This window comes from Celeribacter sp. SCSIO 80788 (assembly GCF_051054295.1).
Taxonomy (GTDB): Bacteria; Pseudomonadota; Alphaproteobacteria; order Rhodobacterales; family Rhodobacteraceae; genus Celeribacter.
This window is the reverse complement of the sequence record NZ_CP150482.1, coordinates 3247030-3262142: the sequence shown is the minus strand read 5'-3', so window position 1 is coordinate 3262142 and position 15113 is coordinate 3247030. Positions and strand designations below refer to the sequence as shown.

Genomic DNA, 15113 nt, shown 5'->3' with positions numbered 1-15113 from the left:
CCGCCCAACCCGAACGCTGCGTCACGCCCGTCCGGCATCTGCCGACAAAAGCGCCGGGCTCACGCCCAGAGACAAAAGTGCGGCCTGCCATTTTTGCGCATCGGGCGTATGGAACACGATCTCAGTCGTCGCATCGCAACTGAGCCAGCCGTTCTGCCCGATTTCGCCCTCAAGCTGCCCGGGCCCCCAACCGGCATAGCCAAGGCACAAAATCCGCTCGGCGGGTCCGGTGCCGCGGGCCATGTCGCGAAGGATCTCGCGCGAGGCGGTCATGGCATAGCCCGGCCCCACATCCATCGAAGCGTGATCGGCATCGTAATCGGTGCTGTGCAACACGAAGCCCCGCCCCACCTCGACCGGCCCACCGAAATGCACTGGCAGGGGACGCATGTCCGGGGTGACGCGAATCTCCAGCTGCGAGAACACATCGGAGACAGAAATGTCTTGCGACACCTTATTGATCATCAGCCCCATGGCGCCGTCTTCGGAATGGGCGCACATGAACACCACCGCGCCATCGAAACGCGGATCGCCGATGCCGGGCATCGCGATGAGAAGTTTGCCGGTGAGGTCAGACGATTGAGCTTTCATAACCCCACCTCACCGCATGACGCGCCGGGGTGCAAGGCTTCGCATGACAAAAGCGGCGATTTCACCCCCGCATTCGCGCTCCTGCGGCAACACAGAACCGCGATCACATATGGGTCGTCCAAATGTGAGTTTGCGAAACGCCATTGCCTGCCTATATCGGGCACATGATCCGATCTCTCGCCCCCCTCGCCTCCGCCCTCTTCCTTGGCCTGACCGCCCCTGCCGTTGCGCAGGACCCGACGGATATGGCCCGGATCGATATTCTGCCCGGCTGGCAAATGGACAACGGTCACCGCATGGCCGCGATCCGGGTACAACTTGCCCCGGGCTGGCATACCTACTGGCGCACGCCCGGCGAGACCGGCATTCCGCCGTCATTCGAACTAAGCGGGTCCGAGAACCTTGCCCGGATGGATTTGCATTGGCCAGTGCCCGAACTCTTTTCCGAGAACGGCATGTGGTATCTGGGCTATGAGCACGAGCTGATCCTGCCGGTCGAGCTGATCCCCGAGGGGGATGGCGACATTCGCCTGTCGGGCACAATGGATCTTGGCGTGTGCAAGGACATCTGCATGCCGCTTCAGGCTACACTCGATGCGACACTCACACCTGAGGGGCCGAACGGTGCGCGCGCCGAGATCGAAAGCGCTCTCGCCGATCAGCCGAAACGCGTCATCACCGCCACCTGCAAGGCGGCGCCGATCTCCGACGGCATGCGCGTGTCCGTCGACATGTCCGTCCCGGAGCTCGGACCCTACGAGGTGGCGGTGATCGAACACCCCGACCGCTCCGTCTGGGTCTCCGAAGCGGAACTCGCGCGGACGGGCGGCAAGGTCCAGGTCGAGAGCGATCTCGTTCCTGCGGATGCCCAGCCCTTCTTCATCGACCGCTCGCAACTGACCATCACCGTGATCGGCAATGGCACCGCCTATGAGGCGCAGGGCTGTTCCGGGAACTGATGCCGCGGCGGCCTCATGCGGCCTCCTGTTGGCGATGTGATGCAATGGCCAGCACCGCATAGATCGCCGAGAACACCACCACGAGCCCCAGCAGAAACAGCCCGAGTGCGGCGGCAAATCCCGTGACGCCAAAGAGCGCGGGCAGCATGCCGGGCAGGACCACAGGGCCGAGTGTCAGCGCGAACCACAGTACGGCAAACGCACTTGCCCCGATCAGGACCTTGCCTACCACACCGCTGCGTTTGGGATGGCGCAGGCCACGTCGGAAGGCGGCGACCTGACGTCCGACATCGAGCTGCATCGCCAGAATGGCAGGCACCATTACCAGAACGATCACCATGCCAAACCCCAGACCATAGGCCAGCGTGATCACTGTCGGCTTCAGGAATTGCGCGTCCGAAGAGGTCTCGTAGAGCAGAGGCGCAAGGCCCAGAACGGTCGTGAGCGTTGTGAGCATCACAGGCCGCAACCGGTCCACCGCCGCGTCGATCATCGCCGGGACCAAGCCGCGCTCATGGGCATATTCGTCCACGGTCGACACCAGAACGATCGAGTCGTTGATGATGATCCCGGTCATCCCGATGAGCCCCACGACGGAGAACATCGACAGCGGCACATCCCAGATCGCATGGCCATGGATCGCCCCGATCAACCCGAAGGGAATGACCGACATGACCACCACGGGGCGCGTCCAGCTCGAAAAAATCCACGCAAGCGTCAAATAGATGCCAAGGAGAACGCCGGAGAGGCCCAGAAACGCATCGGAAAGGAATTGGTTTTCCTGCTCCGAGAGGCCGGAAATGCGATGGGTCACGCCGAAGGTTTCGTCGATCCCCGGCAAGATTTCATTGGTGATCTCGTCCTGAATTTCGTCGGCGCGCGCGGCGTTGTCCTGATTCATGTCGCCGGTGATTGAAATGATCCGCAAACCGTTTTCCCGCCGGATGGTCGAGAACCCCGTCGTGCGGGTCACCGTCACGATGTCCGACAGCGGCACATAGGCGCCTGAGGCCGTACGCATCTGGGTCCGGCTCAGGAAATCGGCGGTCAGTTCCTGTTCGGGAATCTCCACCTGGATCGTCGCCGTTCGGATGCCCGAAGGATAGGTCGCCGCCTCGATGCCACCGAGCCGATGGGTCAGGACGCTGCCCAGATCGTTGATGTTGAAACCAAGCGCCTCGCCCTGTGGCGTCAGTTCGAGGACCATCTCTTCCTTGTCGTAGGACAGATTGTCCTCCAGCGCCGAGACTTCCGTGAACTGCCCGAGCCGCGCCTTGAGTGCCTCTGCCGCAGCCTTGAGCGTTTCCGAATCCGCGCCGTACAGGTCGACGTCGATGGCATCGCCTCCCGGTCCGAACCGCCCTTGCCGGAACGACACGGTTTCGGCAAGAGGATGATTGACCACCTCTTCCTGAAGCTCCGTGACAAAAGCCACGGAAGAATAGGGCCGCAGATCGGCGTCGATCAGCTCGATGGTGATGCCGCCCAGTTGATAATCTTCCTTGCTGCTCGTTCCCGACAAGCCACGCCCGGCGTTCGATCCGATCTGAGCGACAGCATAGGCCAGCGGGTTCGTGCCGTATTTTTCTTCATACCGCGCGGCAACCACATCGGTCGCCCGCTGCAATTCATGCAACATCGCCAAAGTATCGCTGCGCACCGCGGTTGGCGCCATGGCGATATTGCCGCTGATCACAGGCTGCTCGGGCGAGTTGAAAAAACGCCATTGCACCTGCCCCGAGATCAGCAGCGAAATCTGGATCATCAAAAGCAGGATGCCCGCGGCCACCACCGGATAGCGCAGCCGGATCGACCACGTCACGACCGGCCGGAACAGACGCTCGCGGAACACCCGAAACCCCTTGTCGACCTGCCGAGAGGGCCAGTCGTACCAATGGGTTTTCGCGTGCGAGGCAAGGGAATGGCTCAAGTGATTGGGCAGGATGATGAAACATTCCATCAGCGAGGCGATCAGAACCACGATGACGGTAAAGGGAATGTCCGAAATCATGTCGCCGAACCGACCGGAAATGGCGGTCAGCCCGAGAAAGGCGATGATCGTCGTGATGGTCGAGGAAAACACCGGCGCGAACATCCGCCGCGCAGCATTTTCCGAGGCCTCAACGGCAGTCTCGCCCAGCCGCCGGACCCGGAAATCGGCATGTTCGCCGACAACGATGGCGTCATCGACCACGATGCCCAGCGTGATGATCAGGGCAAAGAGCGAGATCATATTGATCGTGATCCCGGCGGCATACATCAGCGCAATCGCCGAGAGCATCGCAACCGGAATCCCCGCCGCAACCCAGATTGCGGTGCGGGCATTGAGGAACAGGAACAGAAGCGCCAGCACAAGCCCCAGCCCCATCGCCCCGTTCGACAGCAAAAGATCGAGCCGCGCTTTGATCGCTTCGGCGCGCGTGCGATAGAGATCGAGGCTCACCCCTTCGGGCAGGCTCCGCGCCATTTCGGCGGTGACATCTTCGACAATCCCCTGAATTCCGATGGCATCGCCAAGATCGGAGCGCGCCACCTGAACAGAGACCGCCGGGTTGTCACCGACGAAAAACGCCTCGTTACGATCCACGCCCTCGACACGGATCTGCGCCACATCGCCGATGGTCAGTTTCGAGCCGTCGTCATTGGTCCGCAGCACGATCCCCGCGATATCCGCCGCACCGCGTTTTTCCACGCCCGCGCGCACCCGTGCGCCGCCGGACCCGACGCTGCCCGCGGGGCTGGTGTCCGCCTCGGCGGCAATCGCGCTGGCGATCTCTGCCATGGAAATGTCGTGTTCGATCAGGTTCAGCGTCGGCACTTCGACAATGGTTTCGGGCGCTGCGACCCCGGAAATCGTGGTCCGCGTCACACCTTTGGTGAAAAGCCGGGCCACCAACTCGTCGGCAAACCGCGCCAGTTGATCGAGCCCCACAGGCCCCGTGATCGCAACATCCGTCACGCTGTCGGTCCAGCCGCCCCATTGCACCACAGGATCGTCCGCGCCTTCGGGCAGATCGGTCACTGTGTCGAGGGCCGCGTTCACATCGTCGGCGGCGCGCTGGATGTCCCAACCGGGTTCAAATTCGAGCGTGATGTTGCCTCGCCCCTCGATCGAGGTCGCGCTGCTTTCCAGCACCCCCTCGACCGCGATCAGAGTCGGTTCGAGCAGTTGCACAATGGCGCTGTCGACATCCTCCGGCCCCGCGCCCTCCCAGGCGACGGAAACCCGCACGGTATCGACCACCACGTCCGGAAAGAATTGCGACCGCATCTTCGGCAGGGCCCCAAGCCCGGCCGCCAGAAGCAGCACAAGCACAAGGTTCGCCGCTGTCCGGTGGCGGGTAAAATAGGACAGAAGCCCCTTGGCGTTGATCATATCGCGCGCGCTCATGGGGCTTAGCTCCCCATCCGTTGCTCAAGCCGCTCCAAAAGATCGACGGGCACTTTTTCGGCCGCGAGCTGTTCGAGCACGCGCGTGCGCATCTCTTCCGGCATTTTCGTATTGTTCGACACGAAGGCCACGAGCGCCGCACGACGTTCCTCGCTCAAGGAGACCATCTCCACGCCCGCCTCTGCGCCGGAGGTTTCCGCGCCATTGACCTTAACCCGGATGCCCGCGCCCAAAAGCGGGGTGCGTTCGGCCACGATCTGACGGCCCGAGAGCCCCTCTGCGCCGATGATCACATGATCGCCCTGACGCCGCAGCACCGGAACCGCGATCTCTTCGAGGCGGCTTTGATCCGTCACGGCCAGAACGGTTTCGTTGCCCGCCACGGCGGTCGCAGGCACAAGCGCCACTGCGGAAAGCTCCGGTTCCTCAAGCTGGACCGTGACGAAATCGCCGGGCCGGAACCCCGGCGCATCCTCGAGCCGCGCATAGAGCGTGCGTCCGCTCTGTCCCGCGGCCACGGCGGCGCTTTCACGCACCACTTTGCCCCTGGCCGAAAGCGCAAGCCCCGCCACATCGAGCGTCACGGTGACCTCCATCTGAGGCAGCGCGCCACGATCTTGAACCAGACGGGCGTATTGTTCGGTGGAGATGCGGAAGGCGACTTCCAGTTCCTCCGGTGCAATCAGGATCGCGAATTGTTCGTTGCCGCTCAAAAGCGTCCCCAAAGCGCCGGAGACTTCGCTCAACACGCCGTCGAACGCCGCCGTGACGGTCATGTCGTTCAGCGCGCGTTTAACCTCATCGAGCGCAATTTCCGCCCGGAGCACCGCGGTTTTCGCGCTGTCCACAGCAGCTTCCTTATCGGCAAGCGACTGTCGCTTGGCCAATACCGACTGCTCCGCCGCCGCATGCGAGAGCGCCGCGTCTTCGAGCGAGGCGGCAGAGCCAACCCCGCGATCGAACAGCCCCTGCTGCCGATCACGCGCCGCCTTGCGCAGGTCGAGCTGCGCCTGAGCGGCGGCAAGATCGTCGGTCGCAATGTCCTTCGCGCGCTCGGCATCGCGCAGATCGGCCTCAGCCTCCAGAAGATCGGCCTCAGAGACGCGCACCGCCGCCTCGGCATCCGCCGTGTCGATTTTCAGGATCACATCCCCGGCCTTGACCGCACCGCCTTCCTCGAAAGCCTCCGAAAGCGTCACGATCCGCCCGGCGGCGGGTGCCCGCAATTCGAGGCTCCGACGCGCCGCAACCTCGCCATAGCTTGTCAGAACGGGAACAATCCGCTCCGGCGTCACCTGCGTGACATTGACGGCAAACTGCCGCTCGCGGGCCTGCGGCGGCGTGGCCTCGGCGGCGCGGCGCTCTTTCAGGGCGGAACTGACCTTATAGCCAGCGCCTGCGAGCAGGGCGATGGTGGCGGCAGTGAGGAAAAGTCCGGTCAGGGAACGGCGGAGGAATCGCATTCAGGGAAACCCTTTGGCTGGCCTGGCTGTGTTTCGAGAGAGCGGACGAAGCCGTCGCACGGATGAATGCTCATCATACGGCGGGAATTTGAAAACCCGACGCGCTTTTTTGTCACCTCACGGCATTGTTGGTCACTTGCGACGCTTGTGCTCTTCGAGGCGGGGGAAAATTTCCACGAAATTGCAGGGGCGATGGCGGTAATCGAGCTGGAATTTCAAAATCTCGTTCCACGCATCTTTGCAGGCCCCCGTAGAGCCCGGAAGTGCGAAAAGATAGGTGCCGCCCGCAACGCCGCCGGTGGCCCGCGACTGGATTGCAGAGGTGCCGATTTTCTGCATGGACACAATGGTGAAGACCGTGCCGAAAGCGTCGATCTCTTTCTCGTAGACGTCGCGATGCGCCTCAACGGTGACATCGCGCCCCGTGAGCCCGGTGCCGCCCGTGGAGATCACCACATCAACGTCCTTGTCGTCGATCCAGGCCTGAAGCGTGTCGCGGATCAGCGAGCGGTCGTCGGTGACGATTTTGCGATCTGCGAGCTTGTGCCCCGCCTCTTCGATCATCTTGACCAGAGTATCCCCGGATTTATCATCGGCAAGGGTGCGCGTGTCGGACACGGTCAGCACGGCGATGCGGACGGGGATGAAATCGAGGCTTTCGTCAATGCGGCTCATGCGTGGCGCTCCGTGGCGAGTTTCAGGGCGAGCAGTCCGAAAACGGATGCGGAAAGATAGCGTAACAGGCGCTCAGTGCGCTGGCTGCGCACCAAAACGCCGCCCAAGCCCACGGCAAACCAGCCAACGGCGGCGTTGATGACAAACCCGCCGATAGAAATCACCGAGCCGAAGATCAGGAACTGGCCGAGGACGCTGCCGCGCGCCGGGTCGACGAATTGCGGGATGAAGGCGAGGATGAAGAGGATCACCTTGGGATTGGACACATTCACCAGAAAGCCTTCACGAAAGGCGCGGGCGGGGGATTTCATCGCTTTGCCGGAGGCCCCGAGTTCATGCGGGCTGCGCAGGGTTCGGATTGCCAGCCACACGAGATATGCGACCCCAATCCAGCGGATTGTTGCGAAAAGATTCGGGCTGGCCGCGACCAAGGCCCCAAGGCCGAGACCCGCCAGAACGATATTGAGCATCACACCGGCGGACACACCGGCACTTGCCGCAACGGCGGCCCGGCGATTGCCTTTCAGCCCTTGCGCCAGACAAAACATCATATCCGCTCCCGGCGTCAGATTGAGCGCCAGAGCGGCGGGGAGGAACGCGGCCAGCGTCAGGGGATCGACGATCATGACGCCCCTCTGAGACGGGCCTGAATTTCCAGCAGATCGGCCCAGGCCTCGCGTTTCGCAATCGGAGTACGCAAGAGATAGGCCGGGTGCGTCATCGGCATGGCGGGCTTGCCCAGCACCGTCTGCCAATGGCCCCGAAGCCGCGTGATGCCCGCACGTCCCAGAAGCGCCGTACAGGCCCAATTGCCCATCAGAACGATCACATCGGGATCGGCCAGTTCGATATGGCGGATGAGAAACGGTTTCAGCATGGCGATCTCGGCCGGTGTCGGATCGCGATTTTCCGGCGGGCGCCATGGGATCGGATTGGTGATGTAGAGCGCATGTTCGCTGTCGGGTGATTGGCGATCCATGCCGATGGCCGCGAACATCTTGTCCAAAAGCTGCCCGGAACGCCCGACAAAGGGTTTTCCCTGAATGTCCTCGTCCCGCCCCGGCGCTTCACCGACGATCATCACACGCGCCTTCGGATTGCCATCCGAGAACACCAGATTGCGCGCACCGCGTTTCAGATCGCAATAGTCGAAACCGGCAAGCGCATCGCGCAGCTCTTCCAAAGAGCGGGCCGATTTGGCGAGCTGAGCGGCCACCTCAACGCCCTCGTCCGAACGCGACGGTTTCGGCCCCTGATCGACAGGCACCTGTGTGTCCGCCTGCGCCTTCGCCGGTTTCGCGGCATGATCGGGCAACTCATAGCGATTGACCGGCGCATCCATAATGGCCTCGGTCACGCCGAGGTCCACCTGCCACTCCAAAAGCGCATGCGCTTGCCAATAGTCGATCTGAGTCTCCATGGCGGCCAAGCTACAGGGCCGTGTCGCAGAGGTAAATCACTCGTGAGGCCGATAACGCGCATTGCCCGCTCCCGCACAGCTTTCTATAAGCAGGGCGAAGATACCAGAAGGGGGCACCATGGCATTCCGGCAAAAACACCTTTTGGGGATCGAGCCGCTTCACCCCGAAGAGATCACCACCGTGCTCGACGTGGCCGAACGCTATGTCGATCTCAACCGGCAGTCGGAAAAACACGCCGACGCGCTCAAGGGTCTCACCCAGATCAACATGTTCTTCGAGAACTCGACGCGCACGCAGTCGTCTTTCGAACTTGCGGGCAAACGGCTTGGCGCGGATGTGATGAACATGTCGATGCAGGCCAGCTCAATCAAAAAGGGCGAGACCCTGATTGATACCGCCCTGACGCTCAACGCCATGCATCCCGATCTTTTGGTGGTCCGGCACCCGCATTCCGGGGCGGTCGATCTTTTGTCGCAAAAGGTCAATTGCGCCGTGCTGAACGCGGGCGACGGCAAACACGAACACCCGACGCAGGCTTTGCTCGACGCTCTGACGATCCGACGCGCCAAGGGGCGGCTGCATCGGCTGAACATTGCGATTTGCGGCGATGTCACCCACTCCCGTGTCGCGCGCTCGAACCTCATCCTTCTGGGCAAGATGGAAAACCGCGTGCGCCTTGTCGGCCCGCCCACTTTGGTGCCGCAGCAGTTCCGCGAATTTGGCTGTGAGATTTACGACGACATGGCCGAGGGGCTCAAAGACGTCGATGTGGTGATGATGCTCCGGCTTCAGAAAGAGCGGATGGACGGCGGATTTATCCCCTCTGAGCGAGAGTATTTCTATCGCTACGGGTTGGACGCCGAGAAACTGGCGCACGCGAAACCCGACGCCATCGTCATGCACCCCGGCCCCATGAACCGCGGCGTCGAGATCGACGGCACCATCGCCGATGACATCAACCGCTCGGTCATTCAGGAACAGGTTGAAATGGGTGTTGCCGTGCGCATGGCGGCGATGGATTTGCTGGCCCAGAACCTGAGGGCATCGCGCGAGGCCGATAAAGGGGTCATGGTTTGAACGAACCACAGGACATTCCCAAAACCGGCGGACGGTATGTCTGGGTCCTGTCCTATGACGGGCCGGTGGCGGATTTGAACACCGAGCTGATCTCGTCTGCGAGTTTCGCCGAGGCTTTGGGCCTCTGGACCCCGCCCGACACCGCCGCCGTTGAATGGTTCGATCTGGCGGCGATGAAGGGCTATGGCTTTGCCCGCTATCTCGGCGAAGCAAGCGGGTTTGACATTGGCGACGACGCGGCCAAGCTCGATGCGCTCACGGGCGTTGTTGTGATGCTCTATTCGACCGGCCTTGATGACAAGGACACCCGCCTGTCGCCGGAGCCGCCTTTTGCGCTGATCGGCCGCTATGGCATGCCCATCGATCTGCCGCCAGTTGTTGGCATCGAAACGGAAAGCGCCAAGGGCCAGCTCCCGCAAGGCAAACCGCCGAAATCCGCCGCGCGCATGTCCGGCATGGTGGCCACCGTCGTTTTGATCTTCCTCGCGCTTTTCGTCGCAGCTTTTGTCTGGATCGGCGGATGACCGAGGGCTGGGGCGATATCCTGTTCCCCAATGAGCGGGTGCTCTGGCAGGGCCAGCCGGATCTGCGTATTCAATGGCGCGGCCCCGCCCTGCCCTTCGCGTTTTTCGGCGTGATCTTTGCCGCCTTCGCGCTGTTCTGGATGATCATGGCCTTTCGCTCCGGCGATTTCTGGCTGTTCGGTCTGATCCATTTCATCGCCGGGCTTTTGATCGCCTTCGCGCCGCTGCTGATCGGACCGTTCATCGCCCGGCGCACTTGGTTTTCGCTCACCACCCGCCGCGCCTTTTTCGCCAATGACCTGCCATTCGCCGGCAAAACCCTTTTGGCGCTCGATCTGCGCCCCTCGCTGGGCGTCGAGTTCGACGGCGAAGACCCCGGCACCATCCTGTTTCGCGGGCGCGCCGAACCGATCGTCGGAGACCGGTTCGACAGCACGCCCTCGTTTTCGCTTATTCACGACGCCCGCTCCGTCTACGGGCTGATCCGTGACATCCAGAAAGGCTCAGTATGACCATTTTCACCAATGCCCGACTGATCGACCCCGAGGCGATGACCGATGAGATCGGCTGGCTTCGTGTCGAAGGCCCGATGATTGCCGAGCGCGGCACAGGCAAGCCGCCGATGGGCGAGAGCATTGACTGCGGGGGCCTTTGTCTTGCGCCGGGGATCGTCGATCTAGGCGTCAAGGTGTCCGAACCGGGTGAGCGGCATAAGGAAAGCTTTGCCTCAGCAGGGCGCGCGGCGGCGGCGGGCGGGGTCACGACGATGATCACCCGCCCGGATACGATGAACGCCATCGACAGCCCCGAGGTTCTGGAATTTGTCCAACGCCGCGCGGCGTCTGACGCGGTGGTCAAGGTCAAACACATGTCGGCACTGACCAAAGGGCGCGAAGGGCGCGAGATGGTCGAGATCGGCTTTATGCGCGATGCGGGTGCGGTGGCTTTTACCGATTGCGACCATGTGGTCGAAGACACCAAGGTTTTGCAACGCGCTCTGACCTATGCGAAATCCACCGGTGCGCTGGTGATCGGCCATCCGCAGGAACCGGGCCTGTCGAAAGGGGCCGCTGCGACCTCTGGCAAATTCGCCGCCCTGCGCGGTCTTCCGGCCGTGTCGCCGATGGCCGAACGCATGGGGCTCGACCGCGATCTGGCGCTCATTGAGATGACCAATGTCTCCTATCATTTCGACCAGATCACCACCGCCCGCGCGCTCCCGGCGCTGGAGCGGGCGAAACAGAATGGCTTTGACGTCACCGCAGGCGTGTCGATCCATCACCTGACGCTCAATGAGCTGGACGTCGGCAATTACCGCACCTTCTTCAAGGTGAAACCGCCTTTGCGCTCCGAGGACGACCGCCTCGCGATGGTCGAGGCCGTGGCCTCCGGGCTGATCGACGTGATCTCCTCGATGCACACACCGCAGGACGAGGAAAGCAAACGCCTGCCGTTTGAGGAAGCCGCCTCCGGGGCGGTGGCACTCGAAACGTTGCTGCCTGCTGCGATGCGGCTTTATCATGCAGGCCAACTGACCCTGCCGGAGATATTCCGTGCCATGGCGCTCAATCCGGCGAAACGTCTGGGCCTTGAGGCCGGACGGCTCTCGGAGGGTGCGCCCGCCGATATCGTGCTGTTCGATCCGGATGCGCCTTTTGTGATGGATCGCTTCACGCTCAAATCGAAATCGAAAAATACCCCCTTTGACGGCGCCAAGATGCAAGGCAAGGTGAGGGGCACCTGGGTCGATGGCATGCGGGTCTTCGAGGGCTGAGCCTTCCGCTGTCGCGATTTGAGTATTTGAACCACGGAAAACCTGATGACGCTTCTGATGCTGATCTTTACCGCCATTCTGGCCTATCTCCTCGGCTCGATCCCCTTTGGCATCGTCATGGCGCGGCTCTTTGGCCTTGGCGATCTGCGCAAGATCGGCTCGGGCAACATCGGCGCGACGAATGTTCTGCGCACTGGCAACAAACTGGCCGCGTTTCTCACCCTTCTGGGCGACAGCGGCAAAGGCGCGCTGGCGGTCATTCTGGCGCGGGTGCTTGTGGGCGAACAGGCGGCGGGGATCGCCGGGCTTTGTGCGATGCTCGGTCACCTCTACCCGGTGTTTCTGCGTTTCAAAGGCGGCAAGGGTGTGGCGACTTTCCTCGGCACATTGTTGGCGCTGAGCTTCCCGGCGGGGCTTTTGGCCTGTGGCACATGGCTTTTGGTCGCGGTGATCACCCGCTATTCCAGCCTTTCGGCATTGGTCGCGGCGCTGATGGCGCCGATCTATACGGCGTTTTTCTATCACCTCCACGGCGCGCTTCTCGTACTCGTGCTGACGGCGCTGATTTTCTACAAACACCGCGAGAACATCGCGCGGCTCAAGGCCGGAACGGAAACGAAGATCGGCCAGAAGGGCTGATCTTCCCGAAATCGCACCATCGACGCCGCATTCCCGCCCGAATCCGCGCCAAAATCGACCCCGTAACGATTTGTCGGGGGACAGTATGGCCGGACCGTTAAAAGCCGTAGAAAATGGCTATTTCAGAGCTTTCAACTTCTCGGGACGCGCTTCGCGTTCGGAATTCTGGTGGTTTGCAACCTATTACGGTCTCGTCACCATTCTGCTCGCGCTGGATCTCGCCAAAGGTGGTACGCTGCTGATCTGGTTCTGGCTCCTGAACCTCATCCCCAACCTGTCGATGACCGTGCGGAGGTTGCACGACATCGGGCGTTCGGGCTTCTGGTTCTTCATTTCTTTTGCACCGATTGTCGGGCCGATCATTCTGCTGATCTTCTACCTGCTGCCTTCGGAACCGCATCGCAATAGCTGGGGCGATCCCGAAAACGACGGCGGCGCGCGCCCCAAAGACCGGTTTTCGGGCCGTTCCGCCCAGTCTGGTTATGCCGCCCTGATGCGCATTCCGGAGGCCGGGCAAGCCCATTCGGAGGAATTCGAGGAAGCGCGTCGACAGGAAATACACGAGTATTACCGGCGACGGGTGCTTGGCCAGAACGGGTGATGCGGCACAAAAGCCTCGGGAAATTTGCCGTCTGTTCCTCGGTATAATTTCCCCTTGCTTCACGCTCCGGTTGCCCGAAGACTGATGAAATCTTCAAGGGACAGTTCCATGACATTCATCGACGCCGTAAAAATTTGCTTTCAAAAATACGTCACCTTTTCCGGCCGCGCACGGCGGGCGGAATATTGGTGGTGGGCACTTTTCGTCTTTCTCGTCAGCATCGTCGCGATCATCATCGACCTGACGCTTTTCGGACAGACGCAAGTCAGCAAGCCGGGGAGCTTCTTGCGCACCTCCGACATCGTGATCTTCTATCCGATCGTTTCGCTCGCTCTGTTCCTGCCAAGCATCTCTGCCATGGTCCGCCGCCTGCACGACCGTAACAAATCGGGCTGGTGGTACTGGCTCGTGCTCATTCCGCTGGTCGGCCCTCTCATCCTCTTCATCTGGATGGTCAGCCGCGGCACCGCAGGGCCGAACCGGTTTGGCCCCGATCCGATCACAGGCGAGGGTGGGCCCCTGTCCTATGAGGATAGCGCCATCCCTTCGGTCACACGCCAGTAAAAGGAAAGGGGCCCGCAGGCCCCTTTTTCAATAGGAATATTCGCCGAAGACTTTCGAAGCGTCGCCGTTCCAATCGGTCTCGAAGCGCTCGATCAGTTCCGCCGCCGGGGAATGGCCTGTTTCGATGCTGTCTTTCAGCGCATTGAGGAAATGGGTCTCGTCCGGCACCATGCCGCCCGCGCCTTCGCGCCCGCGCGCCTTGAGCCCGCTTTCGGCAATCGCCACGCATTCGCGCGCCAGATCGAGCATCTTGACGCCGCCGACCTCGGCCTGAAGCGCATCGACGGAGGCCGCCACACGCAGCTCTTCGCGGAACTCGGGCGTCCAGCCCTTGATCAGATCGGTCGTCGCATCGAGCGCGTTCTGATCGTACATCAGACCGACCCAGAAGGCCGGAAGCGCGCAGAGACGACGCCACGGACCGCCATCGGCACCGCGCATTTCCATGTATTTCTTGATCCGGGCTTCCGGGAACAGCGTCGTGAGGTGATCGGCCCAATCGCTGAGCGTCGGCTTTTCGCCGGGCATCGCGGGCAGTTCGCCCTTGAGGAAATCGCGGAAGGACTGGCCCAAAGCGTTGATGTATTTGCCGTCGCGGTAGACGAAATACATCGGCACATCGAGCGCGTATTCGACGTAACGCTCAAACCCCATGCCGTCTTCGAACACAAAGGGCAGCATGCCGGTGCGTGACGGATCGAGATGACGCCAGATGTAAGACCGCCAGCTTTTGTGGCCGTTGAGCTTGCCCTCCTTGAAGGGCGAATTGGCAAAGAGCGCGGTGGCGACCGGTTGCAATGCCAGTGCGGTGCGGAATTTCTGCACCATGTCGGCCTCGGACGCGAAATCGAGGTTCACCTGAACGGTACAAGTCCGGCGCATCATCTGCGTACCGGTGGTGCCAACCTTGTCCATATAGGCGTCCATCAGCTTGTAACGCCCCTTGGGCATCAACGGCATCTCGTCATGGGTCCATGTCGGCGCCATGCCAAGCCCGATGAACCGCGCCCCGATGTCATCGGCCACCGAATGCACTTCCTTGAGGTGTTCGTTCACCTCGTCGCAGGTCTGGTGAATATTGTCCAAAGGCGCACCGGAAAGCTCCAGCTGCCCGCCCGGCTCAAGCGACACATTCGCGCCGTTCAGCTCAAGCCCGATGAGGTGTTCGCCCTCGAAAATCGGGTTCCAGCCATAGCGGTCCTGCAACCCTTCGAGGATCGCCTTGATCGAGCGCTCGCCCGCATAGGGCAGAGGTTTCAGCTTATCCTCGCAATAGCCGAACTTTTCGTGTTCGGTGCCGATCTTCCATTGATCCTTGGGTTTGCAGCCCTCTTCGAAATATCCAACGAGGTCGTCATAGCTTTCGATCGGGCCACCGCCGGATTGAGGAATGGACATGCAGGAATACTCCGAAGCGTTTCTTGGTCCGGTAGA

15 protein-coding genes are annotated in these 15113 nt (G+C 61.7%); 8 read left to right on the top strand and 7 right to left on the bottom strand.

What is annotated here, in order from left to right; translation table 11 throughout:
* Nucleotides 1–21 precede the first annotated feature (21 nt).
* Nucleotides 22–591 carry a YqgE/AlgH family protein gene (locus tag V1471_RS16435; protein ID WP_434290146.1) on the bottom strand — a complete coding sequence of 190 codons (570 nt, stop codon included), beginning with the start codon at nucleotides 589–591 and terminating at the stop codon, nucleotides 22–24.
* 164 nt (nucleotides 592–755) lie between these two features.
* On the opposite strand from V1471_RS16435, the gene V1471_RS16430 reads away from it, so the two are divergent.
* On the top strand, nucleotides 756–1550 hold the full coding sequence (locus V1471_RS16430; protein ID WP_434290145.1) for a protein-disulfide reductase DsbD domain-containing protein: 795 nt from the start codon (nucleotides 756–758) through the stop codon (nucleotides 1548–1550).
* 13 nt (nucleotides 1551–1563) lie between these two features.
* Here the strand turns inward: V1471_RS16430 and V1471_RS16425 are convergent, their stop codons facing one another.
* The 5 genes from V1471_RS16425 to V1471_RS16405 form a co-directional block, all read right to left on the bottom strand.
* On the bottom strand, nucleotides 1564–4941 hold the full coding sequence (locus V1471_RS16425; protein ID WP_434290143.1) for an efflux RND transporter permease subunit: 3378 nt from the start codon (nucleotides 4939–4941) through the stop codon (nucleotides 1564–1566).
* A 5-nt stretch (nucleotides 4942–4946) separates the two neighbouring features.
* Nucleotides 4947–6404, bottom strand: a complete 1458-nt coding sequence (locus V1471_RS16420) for an efflux RND transporter periplasmic adaptor subunit (RefSeq protein ID WP_434290141.1) — start codon at nucleotides 6402–6404, stop codon at nucleotides 4947–4949.
* 132 nt (nucleotides 6405–6536) lie between these two features.
* Nucleotides 6537–7079: a molybdenum cofactor biosynthesis protein B gene (gene moaB / locus V1471_RS16415; protein ID WP_434290139.1), complete on the bottom strand. Its 543-nt coding sequence runs from the start codon at nucleotides 7077–7079 to the stop codon at nucleotides 6537–6539.
* A complete protein-coding gene (locus V1471_RS16410; protein ID WP_434290137.1) occupies nucleotides 7076–7705 on the bottom strand; it encodes a LysE family translocator in 630 nt (209 codons plus the stop codon). Before V1471_RS16410 ends, moaB begins: the two co-directional genes overlap by 4 nt.
* Nucleotides 7702–8499 carry a uracil-DNA glycosylase gene (locus V1471_RS16405; protein ID WP_434290136.1) on the bottom strand — a complete coding sequence of 266 codons (798 nt, stop codon included), beginning with the start codon at nucleotides 8497–8499 and terminating at the stop codon, nucleotides 7702–7704. Before V1471_RS16405 ends, V1471_RS16410 begins: the two co-directional genes overlap by 4 nt.
* A gap of 118 nt (nucleotides 8500–8617) precedes the next feature.
* Here V1471_RS16405 and V1471_RS16400 point away from each other — a divergent pair, with 118 nt between their 5' ends.
* The 7 genes from V1471_RS16400 (at nucleotide 8618) to V1471_RS16370 (ending at nucleotide 13679) form a co-directional block, all read left to right on the top strand.
* Nucleotides 8618–9577 carry an aspartate carbamoyltransferase catalytic subunit gene (locus V1471_RS16400; protein ID WP_434290134.1) on the top strand — a complete coding sequence of 320 codons (960 nt, stop codon included), beginning with the start codon at nucleotides 8618–8620 and terminating at the stop codon, nucleotides 9575–9577.
* Nucleotides 9574–10101, top strand: a complete 528-nt coding sequence (locus tag V1471_RS16395) for a hypothetical protein (RefSeq protein WP_434290132.1) — start codon at nucleotides 9574–9576, stop codon at nucleotides 10099–10101. The genes V1471_RS16400 and V1471_RS16395 overlap by 4 nt, the downstream gene beginning before the upstream one ends.
* Complete coding sequence (locus tag V1471_RS16390) at nucleotides 10098–10613, top strand: aspartate carbamoyltransferase catalytic subunit (RefSeq protein WP_434290131.1); 516 nt, start codon at nucleotides 10098–10100, stop codon at nucleotides 10611–10613. The genes V1471_RS16395 and V1471_RS16390 overlap by 4 nt, the downstream gene beginning before the upstream one ends.
* Nucleotides 10610–11875 carry a dihydroorotase gene (pyrC, locus tag V1471_RS16385; protein ID WP_434290129.1) on the top strand — a complete coding sequence of 422 codons (1266 nt, stop codon included), beginning with the start codon at nucleotides 10610–10612 and terminating at the stop codon, nucleotides 11873–11875. The genes V1471_RS16390 and pyrC overlap by 4 nt, the downstream gene beginning before the upstream one ends.
* Nucleotides 11876–11920: 45 nt before the next feature.
* A complete protein-coding gene (gene plsY / locus V1471_RS16380; RefSeq protein ID WP_434290127.1) occupies nucleotides 11921–12514 on the top strand; it encodes a glycerol-3-phosphate 1-O-acyltransferase PlsY in 594 nt (197 codons plus the stop codon).
* A gap of 85 nt (nucleotides 12515–12599) precedes the next feature.
* Nucleotides 12600–13115, top strand: coding sequence for a DUF805 domain-containing protein (locus V1471_RS16375; protein ID WP_434290125.1), 516 nt, complete (start codon nucleotides 12600–12602; stop codon nucleotides 13113–13115).
* A 108-nt stretch (nucleotides 13116–13223) separates the two neighbouring features.
* Nucleotides 13224–13679 carry a DUF805 domain-containing protein gene (locus tag V1471_RS16370; protein ID WP_434290123.1) on the top strand — a complete coding sequence of 152 codons (456 nt, stop codon included), beginning with the start codon at nucleotides 13224–13226 and terminating at the stop codon, nucleotides 13677–13679.
* Between the two features lie 27 nt (nucleotides 13680–13706).
* Here the strand turns inward: V1471_RS16370 and V1471_RS16365 are convergent, their stop codons facing one another.
* Nucleotides 13707–15077: a glutamate--cysteine ligase gene (locus V1471_RS16365; protein ID WP_434290121.1), complete on the bottom strand. Its 1371-nt coding sequence runs from the start codon at nucleotides 15075–15077 to the stop codon at nucleotides 13707–13709.
* Nucleotides 15078–15113 lie beyond the last annotated feature (36 nt).